This window comes from Rathayibacter sp. AY1B7 (assembly GCF_002932735.1).
Taxonomy (GTDB): domain Bacteria; phylum Actinomycetota; class Actinomycetes; order Actinomycetales; family Microbacteriaceae; genus Rathayibacter.
In genome coordinates, this window is sequence record NZ_PSWK01000020.1 from 53,393 (window position 1) to 68,655 (window position 15,263).

Below are 15,263 nucleotides of genomic sequence, written 5' to 3' on the forward strand. Positions count from 1 at the left end.
GGGAGTCGCGCCAGTCGGGGGCGGGCACGCGCGATCGTGCGACGATCCCTCGGGCGGTCCCGGCGCGGGACCGGGAGGGAGGGCGTCGCCGTGGGTCCTCGACGCCGCTCCGAGCGCGTCGACGGCCGCAGCGACGAGGAGCTCGTCGCGCTGGTCCGGGAGGGCCGCACCGACGCCGTCTCCGAGCTCTGGCGCCGCCACTCCTCGGCCGGGCGCACCGTGGCCCGGGCGTGGGCGAGCAGCTCCGACCCCGACGACCTGGTCTCGGAGGCGTTCCTCCGCGTCCTGCGGGCGATCGAGCGCGGCGGCGGACCCGAGGGCGCCTTCCGCCCCTACTTCTTCACCGCCGTCCGCAACGTCGCGGGGTCCTGGGCCCGGCGGGACCGGCACGAGCGGCCGTTCGACGAGGCCGACCGCGCCCTCCCCTCTGCCGGCCCCGATCCCGAGGCGCACGCCCTCGCCGCCCTCGAGCGCGACCTGGGCGCGCGCGCGTTCCGGGCGCTGCCGCCGCGCTGGCAGGAGGTGCTCTGGTACACGGAGGTGGAGGGCCTGTCCCCCGCCGCCGCCGCGCCGCTGATGGGCCTGCGGCCCAACGCGGTCGCAGCGCTCGGGGTGCGGGCGAGGGAGGGGCTGCGCTCCGGGTGGATCCGGGAGCACGTGGCGGACGCCTCGGCGACGGGCGAGTGCGAGTGGGTGCTCGAGCGGGCGGGGACGTACGCGCGAGGACGAGCCCCCGTCCGGGACAGGCACCGCATCGACCGGCACCTGGACGGGTGCCTCTCCTGCCGGGAGGCGCTGGCGGAGGCCGAGAGCACTGCGCGCCGCCTCGCGTCGGTGCTGCTGCCGCTCTCGGCCGGCGTGAGCGGTGCGGCCGCCTGGGCGGCGGGCGGGGGCTCCGGCGCGGCCTCCGGTCCGCTGCCGAGCGCGGTCCGGGCGTCGAGCGCGGTTCGAGCGTCGAGCGCGGTCCGAGCGTCGAGAGCGGGCAGTGGAACAGGAGTGGTCGTCGCCGCGTCCGCTGCGGCGGCACTCGCGGTCGCGGGAGTCGTCAGCGCGGCGGTGCTGCTGTCCGGGAACGGGGGCGGCGCGCTCGTGGCGGCGGAGGACGCCTCCGCGCGGGTGGACGAGCGCGCAACGGCCGAGGCGGTTGCGCCGGCGTCGAGCGGAGGAGCGACGGCGAGCGCCGACCGGCCGGAGACGGACCCGGAGGCCGCGGACCGGACGAGTGCAGCGGACGGCGATCCGGCGGGGCGGTCCAGCGGTTCCGGCGCCGCTCCGAGGAGCACGGTGCCGGCCGTGGCCGGACGGGCTGCGTCGGACGATGCCGGAGCGACGCGCGCGACCCCCGGGAGGACGGGACGCCCGCCGCAACAAAAGCCGTCCCACGATCCCGTCGGCGCACCGGCGTCGAGAGGGATCGAGGCGACCGCCTCCCCGACTCCTGCCGCCGAGCCCGCCCCGTCCCGCCCCGCCGTGACCGGCAGCGCGGCACCGGCGCCCAAGCCCGCCGTCCCCGAGGCTCCGGCCCCCTCCGGGCCGCCGGGGGCCACGACCGGGGGCTCCGCGCCGGGCCCGATCGGCAGCGGCCCGGCCCTGCCCTCCGTCCCGGTCCCGACCCCCGCACCGAGCACTCCGGTCCCGGTTCCTGTTCCGATCGTGACTCCCCCACCGGACACTCCGGCTCCGGCAGCGACGCACGTACCGAGCACTCCGGCGCCGGTCCCGACAGAGGCGCCGAGCACCTCCGCTCCGGTCTCGACTCCCGCACCGGTCACGACCCCCACTCCGGCCACACCTCCCGCTCCGGCCGCACCGACCCTCGCGCTCGACACCGACGGCCGGCTGCTGCCCGATGCCCGGGGCACCGCCGCGCCCGGCGCCGAGGTGCTCCTCGAGGACGCCTCCGACGGACGCCGCGTGGGCTCCGCCACCGCCGACGCCGACGGCTCCTGGACCGCGCCGGCGCTCCCCCTCCCCGCGGGCACGACCACGGTGCTGGCGCGCACCGCTGCAGGAGTCAGCGCCCCCGAGACGGTCGACCTGCGCGCTCCGGTGCTCCTCGCCCGGGCCGCGTCGAGCGGGGGCGCGGTCGGCGTGCTCGTGCTCGCCGATCCCGACGCGGACGGCCTCGACCTCCTGGTCGACGGCGGGCAGGTGCGGTCCCTCGCTCCCGGAGCCCCCGTCCTCGCCGCGACCCTGGAGGTCGGTCCTGGGAGGCACACGATCGGCGTCCGCTACTCCTCCCCGGACGGGCGGACGGGACCCGTCGCCGTCGTGTCCGTCGACGCGGGCTGAGGCGCACGGAGCGCCCCGTGCCCCACCGTTATCCTGGGCGGATGCAGCCCGAACCCGCCGCGTCCGCGACTCCCCGGCCCGCCTCCGCGAGCACCCGTCCGACGGGCAGCGACGCCGCGTGGTCCGGCGCCCGGCCCGCGGGAAACCACTGGACCCTGACCTTCGCCTGCCCCGACCAGCCGGGCATCGTGCACGCCGTGTCCGGTGCCGTCGTCCAGGCCCGCGGCAACATCACCGAGAGCCAGCAGTTCTCGAGCGCCGACACCGGCCGCTTCTTCATGCGCCTGCAGGTGGAGTCGCCGATCAGCCGCGAGGAGTTCGCCGCCGCCCTGCTGCCGATCACCGAGCACTACGGGATGACCTGGCGCCTCGACGTCGTCGGCCGGCCGCTGCGCACCCTCGTCCTCGCCTCCACGGCCGCGCACTGCGTCAACGACCTGCTCTTCCGCCAGCGCGCCGGGCAGCTCGCGGTGGACATCCCGATGATCCTGTCCAACCACGGCAGCCTGCGCGACCTCGCCGAGTTCTACGGCGTGCCCTTCGAGTCGCGCCCCGTGGTCTCGCCGGAGTCGAAGCGCGGGTTCGAGGAGCGCGTGCTGGAGGTCGTCGAGGAGCACGACGTCGAGCTCGTGGTCCTGGCGCGCTACATGCAGATCCTCTCCCCCGAGCTCTGCGCGCGACTGGCCGGTCGCGCCATCAACATCCACCACTCGTTCCTGCCGGGCTTCAAGGGCGCGAACCCGTACAAGCAGGCGCACGCCCGCGGCGTCAAGCTGATCGGGGCGACCGCGCACTTCGTCACCAGCGACCTCGACGAGGGGCCGATCATCGAGCAGAACGTCGTCCGCGTGGACCACTCGCACTCGGTCGCCCAGCTCGTGGCCATCGGGCAGGACGAGGAGAGCCGCACGCTCACGCAGGCGGTCAAGTGGTTCGCGGAGGACCGGGTGCTCCTCGACGGGGCCCGCACCATCATCTTCCGCTGACCTCCGGCGGCTAGCATGGTCGGCGTGAATCGAGCAGGAGCGGACACCGCGGGCACCGACATCAGGATCGGCCCGAACGCGATCCTCCGGTTCCTCCTGGAGCTCGTCGCGCTGGCGACCTTCGCCCTCTGGGGCTTCGCGTCGTGGGACCTGCCGTGGAACATCGTCCTCGGCATCGGCGCTCCGGTGGTCGCCGCGCTGATCTGGGCGCTCTTCCTCTCGCCGCGCGCGGTCCTCGCGATCGACGTCTACGGCCGCTCGCTGATCGAGCTGCTCGTGATGGGCGCCGCCGCGCTGGCGTGGCTGGACCTCGGCCAGCCGGTCGTCGCGATCGTCTTCGGCGTCCTCGCCGTCGTCTCCGGCGTCATCGCGGGACGCCGCTCCCTCTGATCCTGACGGCGGCCGCTCAAGCCGAGGGGGCGCTCGCTCGGAGCCGTCCACCGCTGTCCCCGAGGGTGCACCGCGGTCCCCGTGCGCTCGCCGCCGCTCGGAGCGGGACCGAACGCGTCGTCCCGGCTCGCAGCGGCAGGTCACCACCGCGTTCTCCCGTCGATGCACCTCCGGGGATGCGCGACCGCAGCGGGACCCCGGGCCGATCGCGCCGCCGGGCCCCCAGTCGGAGGTGTTCCGCCCCGCCTGATCGTCGATCTCTCCCCGACCCGCTCCCGCCTCCCCTCTCGAGCCGTTCCCCCACGCAGCCGGGCCGGTCCTGCTCCCGGCACGCACCACGAGCCGCCCCGTCTCCGCCTCCCCGGCCCGGGAACGGCGAACGGCCGCCCCCGCCGCTCCGGGAGGAGCAGGGGGACGGCCGTTCGCGGCGGTCGCGGAGGACTACTCCGCGGCGCCCGCCTCACGCTGCGCCAGGGCGCGGCGTCGGAGGCCGGTGATCACAGCACCTGCACCGAGGAGGGCGAGGGCGGCGGCTCCGAGGAGACCGCCGTCGAAGCCCGTCGACGGGAGGCCGCCGGCGCCGTGGCCGGGCGCGCCCGGTCCGGCGGTCGGCGTGGAGGTGGGCTCCCCCGGTCCGGCGGTGGGGCCGGCCGTCGGCGTCGCGGTCGGCTCCGGGGTGCCCGTGGGCTCCGGAGTCGCGGTCGGCGTCGGGGTGGGGGTGACCGCCTCGGTGACGTCGACGCTCACGAGCGTCGCGAGTCCCGAATCGGTGTAGGCGACACGGCCGAGGTAGCGGGCCGGGCCCGCCAGGTTCGACCAGGAGACCGCGTACGCGATCGGCTCGCCCTGCACGGCGTCGACCACGGCGGGGTCGGTGCTCAGCGAGCCGAGACCGTTCTCCGGAGTGATGACGAAGCTGCGGAAGTCGAACGTGACGGTCGAGGATCCCGGAGCGGTCGAGTAGACATCGGCCTGGACCGTGTACTCGCCCGGAGCGGGGTCGGCGATGTCGACGCGCTCGTCGGCCGAGCCGGTCGCCGAGGTGAAGACCTTGTCGGTGCTCTCGCTGGTGACGGTGAGGTCGAGGTCGGCCGCGTCGTCGAGCGAGTCGAGATCGAAGCGGGCGAACTCGGCGCCCTCCGGCACCACGACGGTGGTCGTCAGCGACTTCCCCGTGGGGAGCGTCGCCGAGTGGCCGTCAGCGGCAGTGGCGTCCTCGGCGAGGACACCCTCGGCGAGACCGCTCGCGGTGAGCGGCAGCGCGCCGGTGATGCCGGGCGTGACCGTCACCGTGCCGGTGCCGGTCGAGCCGGTGCCGGAGACCTCGTAGGGCGCGTCCAGCAGGACGGGGCGCACCGCGATCGGGCTGCGGACGTCGTGCTCCGCGCTCGCCCAGGTCAGGTAGCCGGTGGCGAACTGGTTGAGCGCCGCCGAGCCGGTGGTGAAGGAGACCGTGTACTCCGCCGTCTGGCCCGCACCCGTGAAGGAGAGGGTCGAGGGCGAGACGACGGTGTCGATCCCGGCGAGGCCGTCGACCGAGGCGGTGTAGGTGCCCGCGCCGGTCGAGGTGACCGTGCGGGTCACGGTCTGCGTGCCCGCGAGGGCGCCGATCGCGATCGAGGCCTGGTTGAGGTCGGACGGGTCGATCGCGGCGATCGGGTCGATCACCGGGTTCGAGGTGAAGACGTAGCCCGCACCCTTGAGGAACGCGATCCAGTCCTCCGTGCCGCTCTCGTAGAGCAGTCCGGGGTCGAGGAACGCGGCCGGGTCGACGTGTCCGGCGCCCTGGGCGAAGACGTCCTCGGACGCGGCGCCCGACTGGTCGACGCTGTCGTAGGCGGAGGTCATCATGGCCGACTTCACCGCGGACGGCGAGGCCTTCGGGGTCGCGCCGAGGATCAGCGCGCCGAGGCCCGCCACGTGCGGCGACGACATCGAGGTGCCGGACTCGAACGCGAAGGCGGGGTCGTCGCCCTCGGCGTTGAAGCTGTCGGCGAGGATCGCGACGCCGGGCGCCGTGAGGTCGGGCTTCAGCACGTCGGCGCCGTCCGCCTCAGCGGGTCCGCGCGACGAGAAGCCGGCGACCTGCGGGACGGGGATGGAGGCTCCGGACGAGTTGCCCTCGGAGAGGGTCACGGTCGCACCGGCGGTGCCGGCGTAGGTCGTGATCGCCTGGTAGGCCTGCGAGTCGATCTGGATGCTCGGGACCGAGTGGTCGTCGACGTGCAGGGCGTTCGGGGTCGGGTTGAGCAGCAGCATGCCGATGCCGCCGGCCCGCTCGACCTCGGCCGACTTGGAGACGCGCGCGGTGACGCCCGCGGTGCAGGCGACGATCGTGCCCTTCACCTTGTCGGGGTCGAGGGTGCCGGTCTCGCAGATGGCGGGGTTCTCGGCGCCCGAGCGGACGACGTCGGCGCTGTTCACCAGCGGTCCGGTGACGTCCTCGTGGACCGAGATGGATCCTCCGACGAACTTCTGGCCGTCGCCGAGAGCGGCGGTCGCGGTGTAGGTCGGGATGGAGGACGCCGCGACCGTGGTGTACCAGGGCGACGCGTGGTCGAGCGTGGAGGCGCCCGCACCCGAGTTGCCGGCCGAGGCCGCGACGAAGACGCCCGCGGCGGCGGCGTTGAGGAACGCCTCGTCGATCGCGGTCAGGGTCGAGGTGGCCGAGCCGCCGCCGATCGAGAAGTTGATGACGTCGACGCCGTCCTTGGTCGCGGCGTCGATGGCCGCGAGGATGCCCGCTCCGGAGCAGAAGTCGTCGTCGTCGGTGCCCTCGTCGGGTCCGTTCCAGCAGACCTTGTACGCGGCGACCTTGGCGGCCGGGGCGACTCCGGAGATCTTCCCGTAGTCGTAGCCGTCGACGCTCGCCTCGACGCCGTTGTTGCCGGCTGCCGTGCTCGCGGTGTGCGAGCCGTGTCCGTCGGCGTCGCGCGGGGAGCGGTACTCGGGGTTGTCCGTCGAGCCGACCTCCTCGTCCGCGAGGAACCAGCGTGCGCCGATGAGCTTCTGGTTGCACTCGTCGCCGTCCCACTGCTCGGAGGCGGGGAGCCCCGGCGAGCAGGAGCCGACGAAGGTGCCGCCGTCCGACTTCACGAAGGAGGTGGTGGTGCCGTCCGTGTAGGGGGCAGCTCCGGGCGAGGTCGCCAGGGGCGCGTCCGCGAAGGAGGGGTTCTCGGGCGCGATGCCGGAGTCGATGACGCCGACGACGACGCCCTCGCCCGCCTTGTCGATGCCGCCCAGCTTCTGCCAGACGCCGTTCTCGCCCTCGAGGCCGAGGAAGTCGGTGGAGCGCTGCTGTCCGGTGTCGGGCACCGGGGTGCCGGCGGCGGCCGCGGCGAGCGGCGAGGCCTGCGCGGCGCGGTCGACCTTCAGGTTCTCGACCTTGCGGACCTGGGCGACGTCGCGGCGGCTCGCGAGCTCGCCCGCCTGCTCGCCCGAGAGGGTCGCGGAGAAGCCGTTGAGGGCGACGGTGTAGTGGTAGCCGATGGCGGCGTCGACCGCGGAGGCGACGTCCTCCTGGCGCTGCTCGAGGTGGGCGGAGTAGTCCTCCACCGGAGCCGAGGCGGCCTGCAGCTGCGCACCGTCGACGGGCGCGGTGCGGGCGAAGCGGGCATCGCTGCCCTGGTAGGTGGCCGCGGAGGGCTCGACGAGGGTGACGACGTAGTCGCCGTCGTCGAAGCTCTGGCCGACGGAGAGCCCGCCGACGAGCGAGGCACTGCCGGCGAGAGGGGCGGCACTGGCGCCGGTGGTGGCGAAGGCCGCGGTCGCGGCGACTCCGAGGACGGCGAGGCCCGCGAGGATGCGCCTCTCAGCGCGGCGGACGGGTGGTCGGTGGGACAGGTGGATCGGCAATCGATGTCCTTACTCACATTCGCTGGGAACCGGATCGGTTTCCACACAGAAACGACCCTACGAACTCGATTGCCCAGCTTTGTTACGAACAGGTAACGAAGTTGACGCTGAAGGGGGCCGATCCGTTGGCACTCCCCCTTCCCGAGTGCTAATTTAATCGCGTTGAGCCGGGTCGGCTCAACTCTTGGAACTCTTCGTTGCACGACTGAATGGAGTGATCTCATGGCTGTCACCTACGACCCCGTCCGCGAGCTGGACCGCCTCGCCACCGCCCTCCTCGGCTCCGGTCAGGGGCCCCGCCGGATGCCGATCGACCTGTACCGGGACGGCGACCACTACGTCCTCACCGCCGACCTCCCCGGCATCGACCCGGGGTCCGTCGACGTCGACGTGGACGGGCAGCTCCTCACCATCCGTGCCCAGCGCACCGTCGCGAGCGGCGACGACGTCACCTGGATCACCCGGGAGCGCCAGTCGGCGACCTTCGTCCGCCAGCTGAGCCTCGGCCAGGGCGTCGACACCGAGCGCATCGCCGCGTCCTACGACAACGGTGTGCTCTCGGTGACCATCCCGGTCAGCGAGAAGGCGCGTCCCCGCCGCATCGAGGTCGTCTCGACCGCCCGCCCCGAGCAGGTGCGGATCGGCGAGGCGGCCGCCGAATAGGACGACGAGCGAGGGCCCGTCCGCGATCGTGCGGGCGGGCCCTCCGCCTGTCCGCACGCCCTACGCTGGCCGGATGCGCGCCTCCTCCTCCGACACCGCTGTCGGCGTCCTGCTCCCCCGCGATCTCCCCGCCTCCGAGGTGCTCGTCTACGCCCGCCGCGCCGAGGAGCTCGGCTTCGACGAGCTCTGGGTGGTCGAGGACCTCGGCTTCCGCGGCGGCATCGCCCAGGCCGGCGCGGTGCTCGCCGCCACCGAGCGGATCGTCGTCGGCATCGGCATCCTGCCCGCCGCCGTGCGCACGGCGGCCTTCACCGCGATGGAGCTCGGCACTCTCGCCGAACTGTTCCCCGGCCGCGTCCACGCCGGCATCGGGCACGGGATGCCGCACTGGATGCGCAGCCTCGGCATGTGGCCGCGCAGCCCGCTCACCCTGCTCGAGGAGCAGTTCGACGCGATCCGCTCGCTGCTCTCCGGCGAGCGCACCGACCGCTCCGGCCGCTACGTGCACGTGGACGGCCTCGTCCTGGAGTCGCCGCCCTCCGTCGTGCCGCCGCTGCTGGCCGGCGTCCGCGGACCGAAGTCGCTGGCGCTCGCGGGCCGGATCGCCGACGGGGTCGTCCTGGCCGAGCCCGTCACTCCGGAGTACCTCGCGGCGGCCCGCGGCCACCTCGGCGGCACCGGACGGATCGTCGCCTACAACGTGGCCGCCGTGGACGACGATGCGGCCGCCGCGCGCGACGCGGTCCGGCCGGGACTCGAGTGGATCGGCGAGCCGGACTGGGCGCCGCACATCGAGCCGCTCCCCTTCGCCGAGGACTTCGCCCGCCTGCGGGCCGAGAGCGCCGACCGCGCCGCCTTCGTCCGCGACCTGCCCGACGCCTGGGGCGACCAGCTGGCCGTCGTGGGCACTCCCGAGGACGCTCGTCGCCGCATCGCCCTGCTGCACGAGGCCGGTGCGTCGAGCGTCGTGCTGATGCCGTCGGGGCCCGATCCGCTCCACGCGATGGAGGACCTCGCCCGGGCGCTCTGAGGCGCTCGGCCCGGGCGCGTCCCACCGGGCCCGGAGACGCCTCCGGCCCGCAGGATCCGAGGATCGTGCGGGCCGGACGCGTCTGCCGAAGCCGGAGATCAGGCCGACATGCGGGCCTTCAGGTTCTCGTCGAGGGTCGCGAGGAACTCCTCGGTCGTCTGCCAGCCCTGCTCGGGGCCGACGAGCAGGGCGAGGTCCTTCGTCATCTTCCCGGACTCGACCGTCTTGATGACCACGTCCTCCAGGGTGAGCGAGAAGTCGATGAGCTCCTGGTTGCCGTCGAGCTTGCCGCGGTGCGCGAGACCGCGCGTCCAGGCGTAGATCGAGGCGATCGGGTTCGTCGAGGTGGGCTTGCCGGCCTGGTGCTGGCGGTAGTGGCGCGTGACGGTGCCGTGCGCCGCCTCCGCCTCGACGACGCTGCCGTCGGGCGTGGAGAGCACGGAGGTCATCAGGCCCAGCGAGCCGAAGCCCTGCGCGACGGTGTCGGACTGGACGTCGCCGTCGTAGTTCTTGCAGGCCCAGACGTAGCCGCCCTCCCACTTCATGGCCGAGGCGACCATGTCGTCGATGAGGCGGTGCTCGTAGGTGAGGCCGGCGGCGTCGAAGCGCTCCTTGAACTCGGTCTCGAAGATCTCCTCGAAGATGTCCTTGAAGCGGCCGTCGTAGGCCTTGAGGATCGTGTTCTTGGTGGAGAGGTAGACCGGGTAGTTGCGCGAGAGGCCGTAGTTCAGCGACGAGCGGGCGAAGTCGCGGATCGACGCGTCCTGGTTGTACTGGACCTGCGCGATGCCGTCGTCCGGGGCCTTGTAGACCTCGAACCTCATCGGCTCGGAGCCGTCCTCGGGCGTGAACTCGACGGTCAGCGTGCCCTTGCCCTTGAAGACGAAGTCGGTGGCGCGGTACTGGTCGCCGAACGCGTGGCGGCCGATGATGATCGGCTTGTTCCAGCCGGGGACCAGGCGCGGGATGTTCGAGATGATGATGGGCTCGCGGAAGATCACGCCGCCGAGGATGTTGCGGATCGTGCCGTTGGGCGACTTCCACATCTTCTTGAGGCCGAACTCCTCGACGCGGGCCTCGTCGGGGGTGATGGTCGCGCACTTCACGCCGACGCCGTGCTTCTGGATGGCGTGCGCCGCGTCGATCGTGACCTGGTCGTCCGTCTCGTCGCGGTACTCGATGCCGAGGTCGTAGTACTCGAGGTTCACGTCGAGGTACGGGTGGATGAGGGTGTCCTTGATCTTCTGCCAGATGATGCGCGTCATCTCGTCGCCGTCGAGCTCGACGACCGTTCCCTCAACCTTGATCTTGGACATTGCTCTCCCATGGTGTCGATGACCCCGCACCTGTGCGGGACGGGCGGCTCTGCACCGCTCCGGATGGCCTCCGCCAGCCTACCCGAGGCCCGAACTGTCTCGATGTCGAGACAGTTCTCGATCGTCCGCGCCGGGGCCGGCGCACGTCGCCCGACAGGAGGATGCCCGCCGTCCTGCGCCGCCGGTACAGTGACGGCATGAGTGACCTCCGCCTGGAAGAGCTGTCCGCCTCGAACATCTCCGCCGTGAACGGTCTGAGCCTCAAACCCGGCCAGGAGCAGTTCATCGCGCCGGTCTCCTACTCCGCCGCCGCCGCGGTGATCGACCCGGGCGCCTCCTGGCAGCGGGCCGTGATGGACGGCGACGAGCTGGTCGGCTTCATCCACGCGCACTTCGACCCGGAGGCGGCGGAGGAGTTCCGCAGCTGCATCTGGCGCATCAACATCGACGCGGCGAAGCAGGGCCGCGGCGTGGGCACCTTCGCCGTCCGCGCCACCGCCGACGAGGCCCGCGCCCGCGGCTTCGACACCCTCACGGTGATCTGGGAGTCCGGCGAGGACGGCCCGGAGCAGTTCTTCCGCTGGATCGGCTTCGAGGTCGTCGGCGAGACGCAGTACGGCGAGAACATCGGGGCGCTGACGCTCTGAGCGCGGCGCCGGAGGCAGCGGAGCCGGCCGACTTCGTCTCCGCCGTCCTCGAGGTGGTCGCCTCGATCCCGCCCGGACGCGTGATGGCCTACGGCGAGATCGCCGCGGTCCTCGGCACTCGTGCGGCACGCGCGGTCGGCACGGTGATGGCCCGCTACGGCTCCGACACCGCCTGGTGGCGCGTCGTCCGCGCGGGAGGAGCGCCCCCGGTCGGCCACGAGGAGCGCGCCCGCCGGGAGTACGAGCGCGAGGGCACGCCCCTCGTCGTCACGCCGGGCGGCTGGCGCGTCGACGTGCGCAGCGCACGCTGGCGCCCCTGAGCCGGGATCGGCTCAAGTGCGTTAGTCGCGAGCGGCAGCCGCTCAGACGAGCGAGTCCCGCCAGGCCGCGTGCAGGGTGGCGAAGCGGCCCTCGCCGGCGATGAGCGCCTCCGGGGTGCCGTCCTCGACGATGCGGCCGTGCTCCATCACCAGCACCCGGTCGGCGATCGCGACCGTCGAGAGGCGGTGCGCGATGATGACCGCCGTGCGGTCCGCCAGCAGCGTCTGCAGGCCCTGCTGCACCAGGCGCTCGCTCGGGATGTCGAGGGAGGAGGTCGCCTCGTCCAGGATCAGCACCGCCGGGTCGGCCAGGAACGCGCGGGCGAACGAGATCAGCTGGCGCTGACCGGCCGAGACGCGGCCGCCGCGCTTGTTCACGTCGGTGTCGTAGCCGTCCGGAAGCGCCTGGATGAACTCGTGCGCGCCGACCGCCTGCGCGGCCCGGACGATCTCGTCGTAGGACGCGGTCGGCCGCCCGATCGCGATGTTGTCGGCGACGGATCCGGAGAAGAGGTACGCCTCCTGGGTGACCATCACGATCGCGCGCCGCAGGTCCTTCGGGTGCAGCCGCCGCAGGTCCACGCCGTCGAGGGTCACCACGCCGTCGCTCGGGTCGTAGAAGCGCGAGATCAGCTTGGCGAGCGTCGTCTTGCCGGCGCCCGTGGACCCGACGAGGGCGATGGTCTGCCCGGCGGGGATGTCGAGGTCGAAGCGCGGCAGCACCTCGCGGTCGGCGGTGTAGGCGAAGCGGACGCCCTCGAAGCCGAGGCGGCCCCGCGCCTGGCGCAGGTCGACCGGGCGGGCCGGATCCGGGACGCTCGGCTCCTCGGCCAGCACGCCCGAGATCTTCTCGAGCGCGGCGGCCGCCGACTGGTAGGAGTTGTAGAACATCGCCATCTCCTGCACCGGGTCGAAGAAGCGCCGGGTGTAGAGCAGGACCGCCAGCAGCGCGCCGATCTCGAGCCCGCCGTCGAGCACGCGGACGCCGCCGATGAACAGCACCACGGCGACGGTGACGTTGCCGATCAGCACGAGCCCGGGGTCGAAGGTGCCGAACACCCCGAAGACGCGCTTGTAGGCGAGCCGGTACTGCTCGACGACCCCGCCGAACACGGACTCGTTGCGCTTCTGCGTGCGGAAGGTCTGCACGGCGCGGATGCCGGTCATGGACTCCACGAACTGCACGATGAGCCGCGACGAGGCGACGCGAGTGCCGCGGAACAGCGCCTGCGACCGTTTCTGGAACCAGCGGGTGAGCAGCGCGAGCGGCACCAGGGCGCAGGCGAGCACGATGCCGCTCACGCCGTCCAGGGAGACCAGGGCGATCGCGACGAAGCCCATGTAGAGCGCACCCTGCACCAGCTGGTTGATGCCAGAGTCGAGCAGCTCGCGGATGGAGTCGAGGTCGCTGGTCTGGCGCGAGATGATCCGGCCGGAGGTGTAGTTCTCGTGGAACTCCAGGCTCAGCTTCTGGGTGTGCAGGAAGACCCGCTTGCGCAGGTCGATCAGGATCGCCTGGCTCACCCGCGCGGAGAGCACGGTGTACCAGGCGACCAGGAGCGCGCCGACGAGTCCGGTGAGGATGTAGGCGCCGACCGTGACCGCCAGCGGGACCGCGTTCCCCGCGAGGACCGCGGGCAGGCCGTTGTCGATGCCCGCCGCGATCAGCGCCGGTCCCGCGACCTGGGCAGCGGTCGCGACGACGACCACGACCGCGGTGAGCACCAGCCGCAGCCGGAGCGGCCGCAGCAGGGAGCCGAGCAGCCGCAGCGAGCGCCGGCGCAGGGCCGCCGACTCCGCTCTGCTGAGGTCGTCGCGCTCCTCGGAGGAACCGAGCGTGCTCATGATCGCGTCTCCTGGTGGGTCGTCGTGGGGCGGGAGCCGATGCGCTCGGTCCCGGCGGGCCGGGTCAGCTCGTCCTCCTCGAGGCTCGAGATGACGAAGCGGTAGTGCGGGCTGCTCGCGAGCAGCTCGCTGTGGGTGCCGACCGCGGTGATGCGGCCCTCCTCCATCAGTGCCACGCGATCGGCGAGCGCCACCGTCGAGGGGCGGTGGGCGACGATGATCGCCGTGGTGTCGCCGAGCACGCGGCGCAGCCCCGCCTCGACGCGCGCCTCCGTGTCGACGTCGAGCGCCGAGAGCGGGTCGTCGAGGACGAGCACCGCCGGACGCGCGGCCACCGCGCGGGCGAGGGCCAGGCGCTGGCGCTGGCCGCCGGAGAGGCTCATCCCCTCCTCGCCCACCTTCGTGTCCAGGCCCTCGGGAAGGCGGTGGACGAAGTCGGCCTGCGCGATCTCGAGGGCCTCGAGCAGCTCCTCCTCGGTCGCGTCGGGTCGGCCGAGGAGGACGTTCTCGCGCACGCTGGTGGAGAAGAGCGTCGCGTCCTCGAACGCCATGCCGATGTGCGTGCGCAGCTCGTCGCGGCGGAGCCGGCGGATGTCGACGCCGTCGAGCTCGATGGCTCCGCCGGTCACGTCGTAGAGGCGCGGGAGCAGCGCGGTGAGCGTCGTCTTCCCGGAGCCGGTGATGCCGACCAGTGCCATCGTCTCGCCCGGCTCGACCTCGAGGTCGACGCCGTCGAGGAGGTCGCGGTAGCGCTCGGGGGCGTCCTGGTAGCGGAAGTGGACGTCGCGGAAGCGGACCCGACCGCGCGGCTCGAGGATCGTCTCGGGGTCCTCCGGGTCGGTGATGGTGTTCCGGCTGTCCATCACCTCGAAGTAGCGGTCGACCGCCGTGCGGGTGTCGAAGGTCATCGAGAGGAGGAAGCCGATCGACTCCACCGGCCAGCGCAGCACGGTCGCGGTGGCGAAGAAGGCGAACAGCTCGCCGACGCTCAGCTGGCCGGCCGCGGCGAGCCAGACCCCGCCGAGCAGGCAGAGCGCGAACGCGATGTCCGGCACCAGCAGCAGGACGAGCCATATCCCGGCGATGGCGCGGGCCTTGTCGATCTCGGTGCCGCGGAGCTTCTCGGCCTGGCCGGCGAAGTTCTCCAGCGCGTGCTGGTGGCGGCCGAAGGCCTTGAGGACGCGGATGCCGTGCACCGACTGCTCGACGGTCGTGGCGAGGTCGCCCGCCTGGTCCTGGCTGCGGCGCGCGATGCTCGAGTAGCGCTTCTCGAACGCGAACCCGTAGATCCAGACCGGGATCGAGCACACGACGAAGAGCACGCCGAGGATCGGGTTCCAGTAGACGAGGACGCCGAAGCCGACGACGATCGTCAGCGCGTTGACCACGAGCAGGACGAAGCCGAAGGCGATCCAGCGGCGGATGAGGCTGAGGTCGCTCATCGCCCGCGACAGGAGCTGCCCGCTCTGCCAGCGGTCGTGGAACGAGACGGGGAGGTCCTGCAGGCGGCTGTAGAGCGCCGAGCGCATGCGCGCCTCGATCCGCGTGCTGGGGGTGAGGACCATCCGGCGGCGCAGCGCGATGGCACCGGCCTCGACGACGCCGAGCACGAGGATGACGGCGACCGGGCCGATCAGCGGCCCGAGGTCGCCGGAGCCGGCGGAGGCCGCTCCGTCCCCCAGCGGCCCGTCGACGAGCTGCTGCAGGACGATCGGGATGACCAGCGACACCAGGCTCGCCACGAGCGCGACCGCGATGCCGCCGAGCAGCCGGGGCAGGGAGTCGCCGACGAAGGGGACGAGGCGCAGCAGGGTCTGCAGCGTGCTCGAGCGGGCCGGCTGGGAGACGGTCGAGGCCGCACCGGCGCCCGGACTCGCCGACTCCGTCTTCCTCGAGGACGCGGTCGTCGTCTTCGGCGA

The 15,263-nt window shown here is 73.0% G+C and carries 11 protein-coding genes; 7 read left to right on the forward strand and 4 right to left on the reverse strand.

The window, feature by feature from the left end:
* The first annotated feature begins 90 nt into the window (after nt 1-90).
* Genes C5C95_RS11985 through C5C95_RS11995 form a run of 3 tightly spaced genes read left to right on the forward strand, consistent with a single transcriptional unit; the run spans nt 91 to nt 3,668 of the window.
* Nucleotides 91-2,292, forward strand: a complete 2,202-nt coding sequence (locus C5C95_RS11985; RefSeq protein ID WP_146087082.1) for a sigma-70 family RNA polymerase sigma factor — start codon at nt 91-93, stop codon at nt 2,290-2,292.
* Nucleotides 2,293-2,333: 41 nt separating this feature from the next.
* A complete protein-coding gene (gene purU / locus C5C95_RS11990) occupies nt 2,334-3,278 on the forward strand; it encodes a formyltetrahydrofolate deformylase (RefSeq protein ID WP_104227281.1) in 945 nt (314 codons plus the stop codon).
* A 24-nt stretch (nt 3,279-3,302) separates the two neighbouring features.
* Entirely contained in the window at nt 3,303-3,668 is a 366-nt protein-coding gene (locus tag C5C95_RS11995) for a YrdB family protein (protein ID WP_104276971.1), read from the forward strand.
* 441 nt (nt 3,669-4,109) lie between these two features.
* On the opposite strand, the gene C5C95_RS12000 is transcribed toward C5C95_RS11995, so the two are convergent.
* Complete coding sequence (locus C5C95_RS12000; RefSeq protein ID WP_104324509.1) at nt 4,110-7,523, reverse strand: S8 family serine peptidase; 3,414 nt, start codon at nt 7,521-7,523, stop codon at nt 4,110-4,112.
* A gap of 222 nt (nt 7,524-7,745) precedes the next feature.
* Between C5C95_RS12000 and C5C95_RS12005 the strand changes: the two genes are divergently transcribed.
* Nucleotides 7,746-8,186 carry an Hsp20/alpha crystallin family protein gene (locus C5C95_RS12005; RefSeq protein WP_104233909.1) on the forward strand — a complete coding sequence of 147 codons (441 nt, stop codon included), beginning with the start codon at nt 7,746-7,748 and terminating at the stop codon, nt 8,184-8,186.
* A 73-nt stretch (nt 8,187-8,259) separates the two neighbouring features.
* Nucleotides 8,260-9,216, forward strand: a complete 957-nt coding sequence (locus tag C5C95_RS12010; protein WP_104324510.1) for an LLM class flavin-dependent oxidoreductase — start codon at nt 8,260-8,262, stop codon at nt 9,214-9,216.
* 98 nt (nt 9,217-9,314) lie between these two features.
* On the opposite strand, the gene C5C95_RS12015 is transcribed toward C5C95_RS12010, so the two are convergent.
* On the reverse strand, nt 9,315-10,532 hold the full coding sequence (locus tag C5C95_RS12015) for an NADP-dependent isocitrate dehydrogenase (RefSeq protein WP_104224939.1): 1,218 nt from the start codon (nt 10,530-10,532) through the stop codon (nt 9,315-9,317).
* Between the two features lie 197 nt (nt 10,533-10,729).
* Here C5C95_RS12015 and C5C95_RS12020 point away from each other — a divergent pair, with 197 nt between their 5' ends.
* Together C5C95_RS12020 and C5C95_RS12025 are read left to right on the forward strand one after the other, a co-directional pair.
* Nucleotides 10,730-11,179, forward strand: a complete 450-nt coding sequence (locus C5C95_RS12020; protein ID WP_104224946.1) for a GNAT family N-acetyltransferase — start codon at nt 10,730-10,732, stop codon at nt 11,177-11,179.
* Nucleotides 11,176-11,499 carry an MGMT family protein gene (locus C5C95_RS12025; protein ID WP_104238475.1) on the forward strand — a complete coding sequence of 108 codons (324 nt, stop codon included), beginning with the start codon at nt 11,176-11,178 and terminating at the stop codon, nt 11,497-11,499. The genes C5C95_RS12020 and C5C95_RS12025 overlap by 4 nt, the downstream gene beginning before the upstream one ends.
* A 42-nt stretch (nt 11,500-11,541) precedes the next feature.
* Here the strand turns inward: C5C95_RS12025 and C5C95_RS12030 are convergent, their stop codons facing one another.
* Complete coding sequence (locus tag C5C95_RS12030; protein WP_104248128.1) at nt 11,542-13,344, reverse strand: ABC transporter ATP-binding protein; 1,803 nt, start codon at nt 13,342-13,344, stop codon at nt 11,542-11,544.
* A complete protein-coding gene (locus tag C5C95_RS12035; protein ID WP_104324513.1) occupies nt 13,341-15,164 on the reverse strand; it encodes an ABC transporter ATP-binding protein in 1,824 nt (607 codons plus the stop codon). Before C5C95_RS12035 ends, C5C95_RS12030 begins: the two co-directional genes overlap by 4 nt.
* Nucleotides 15,165-15,263 lie beyond the last annotated feature (99 nt).

What these genes read in the sequence shown, in the direction of transcription:
- purU (WP_104227281.1), top strand. Translation starts at nt 2,334, where the DNA reads ATGCAGCCCGAACCCGCCGCGTCCGCGACTCCCCGGCCCGCCTCCGCG.
- C5C95_RS12005 (WP_104233909.1), top strand. Translation starts at nt 7,746, where the DNA reads ATGGCTGTCACCTACGACCCCGTCCGCGAGCTGGACCGCCTCGCCACC.
- C5C95_RS12010 (WP_104324510.1), top strand. Translation starts at nt 8,260, where the DNA reads ATGCGCGCCTCCTCCTCCGACACCGCTGTCGGCGTCCTGCTCCCCCGC.
- C5C95_RS12015 (WP_104224939.1), bottom strand. Translation starts at nt 10,532, where the DNA reads ATGTCCAAGATCAAGGTTGAGGGAACGGTCGTCGAGCTCGACGGCGAC.
- C5C95_RS12020 (WP_104224946.1), top strand. Translation starts at nt 10,730, where the DNA reads ATGAGTGACCTCCGCCTGGAAGAGCTGTCCGCCTCGAACATCTCCGCC.
- C5C95_RS12030 (WP_104248128.1), bottom strand. Translation starts at nt 13,344, where the DNA reads ATGAGCACGCTCGGTTCCTCCGAGGAGCGCGACGACCTCAGCAGAGCG.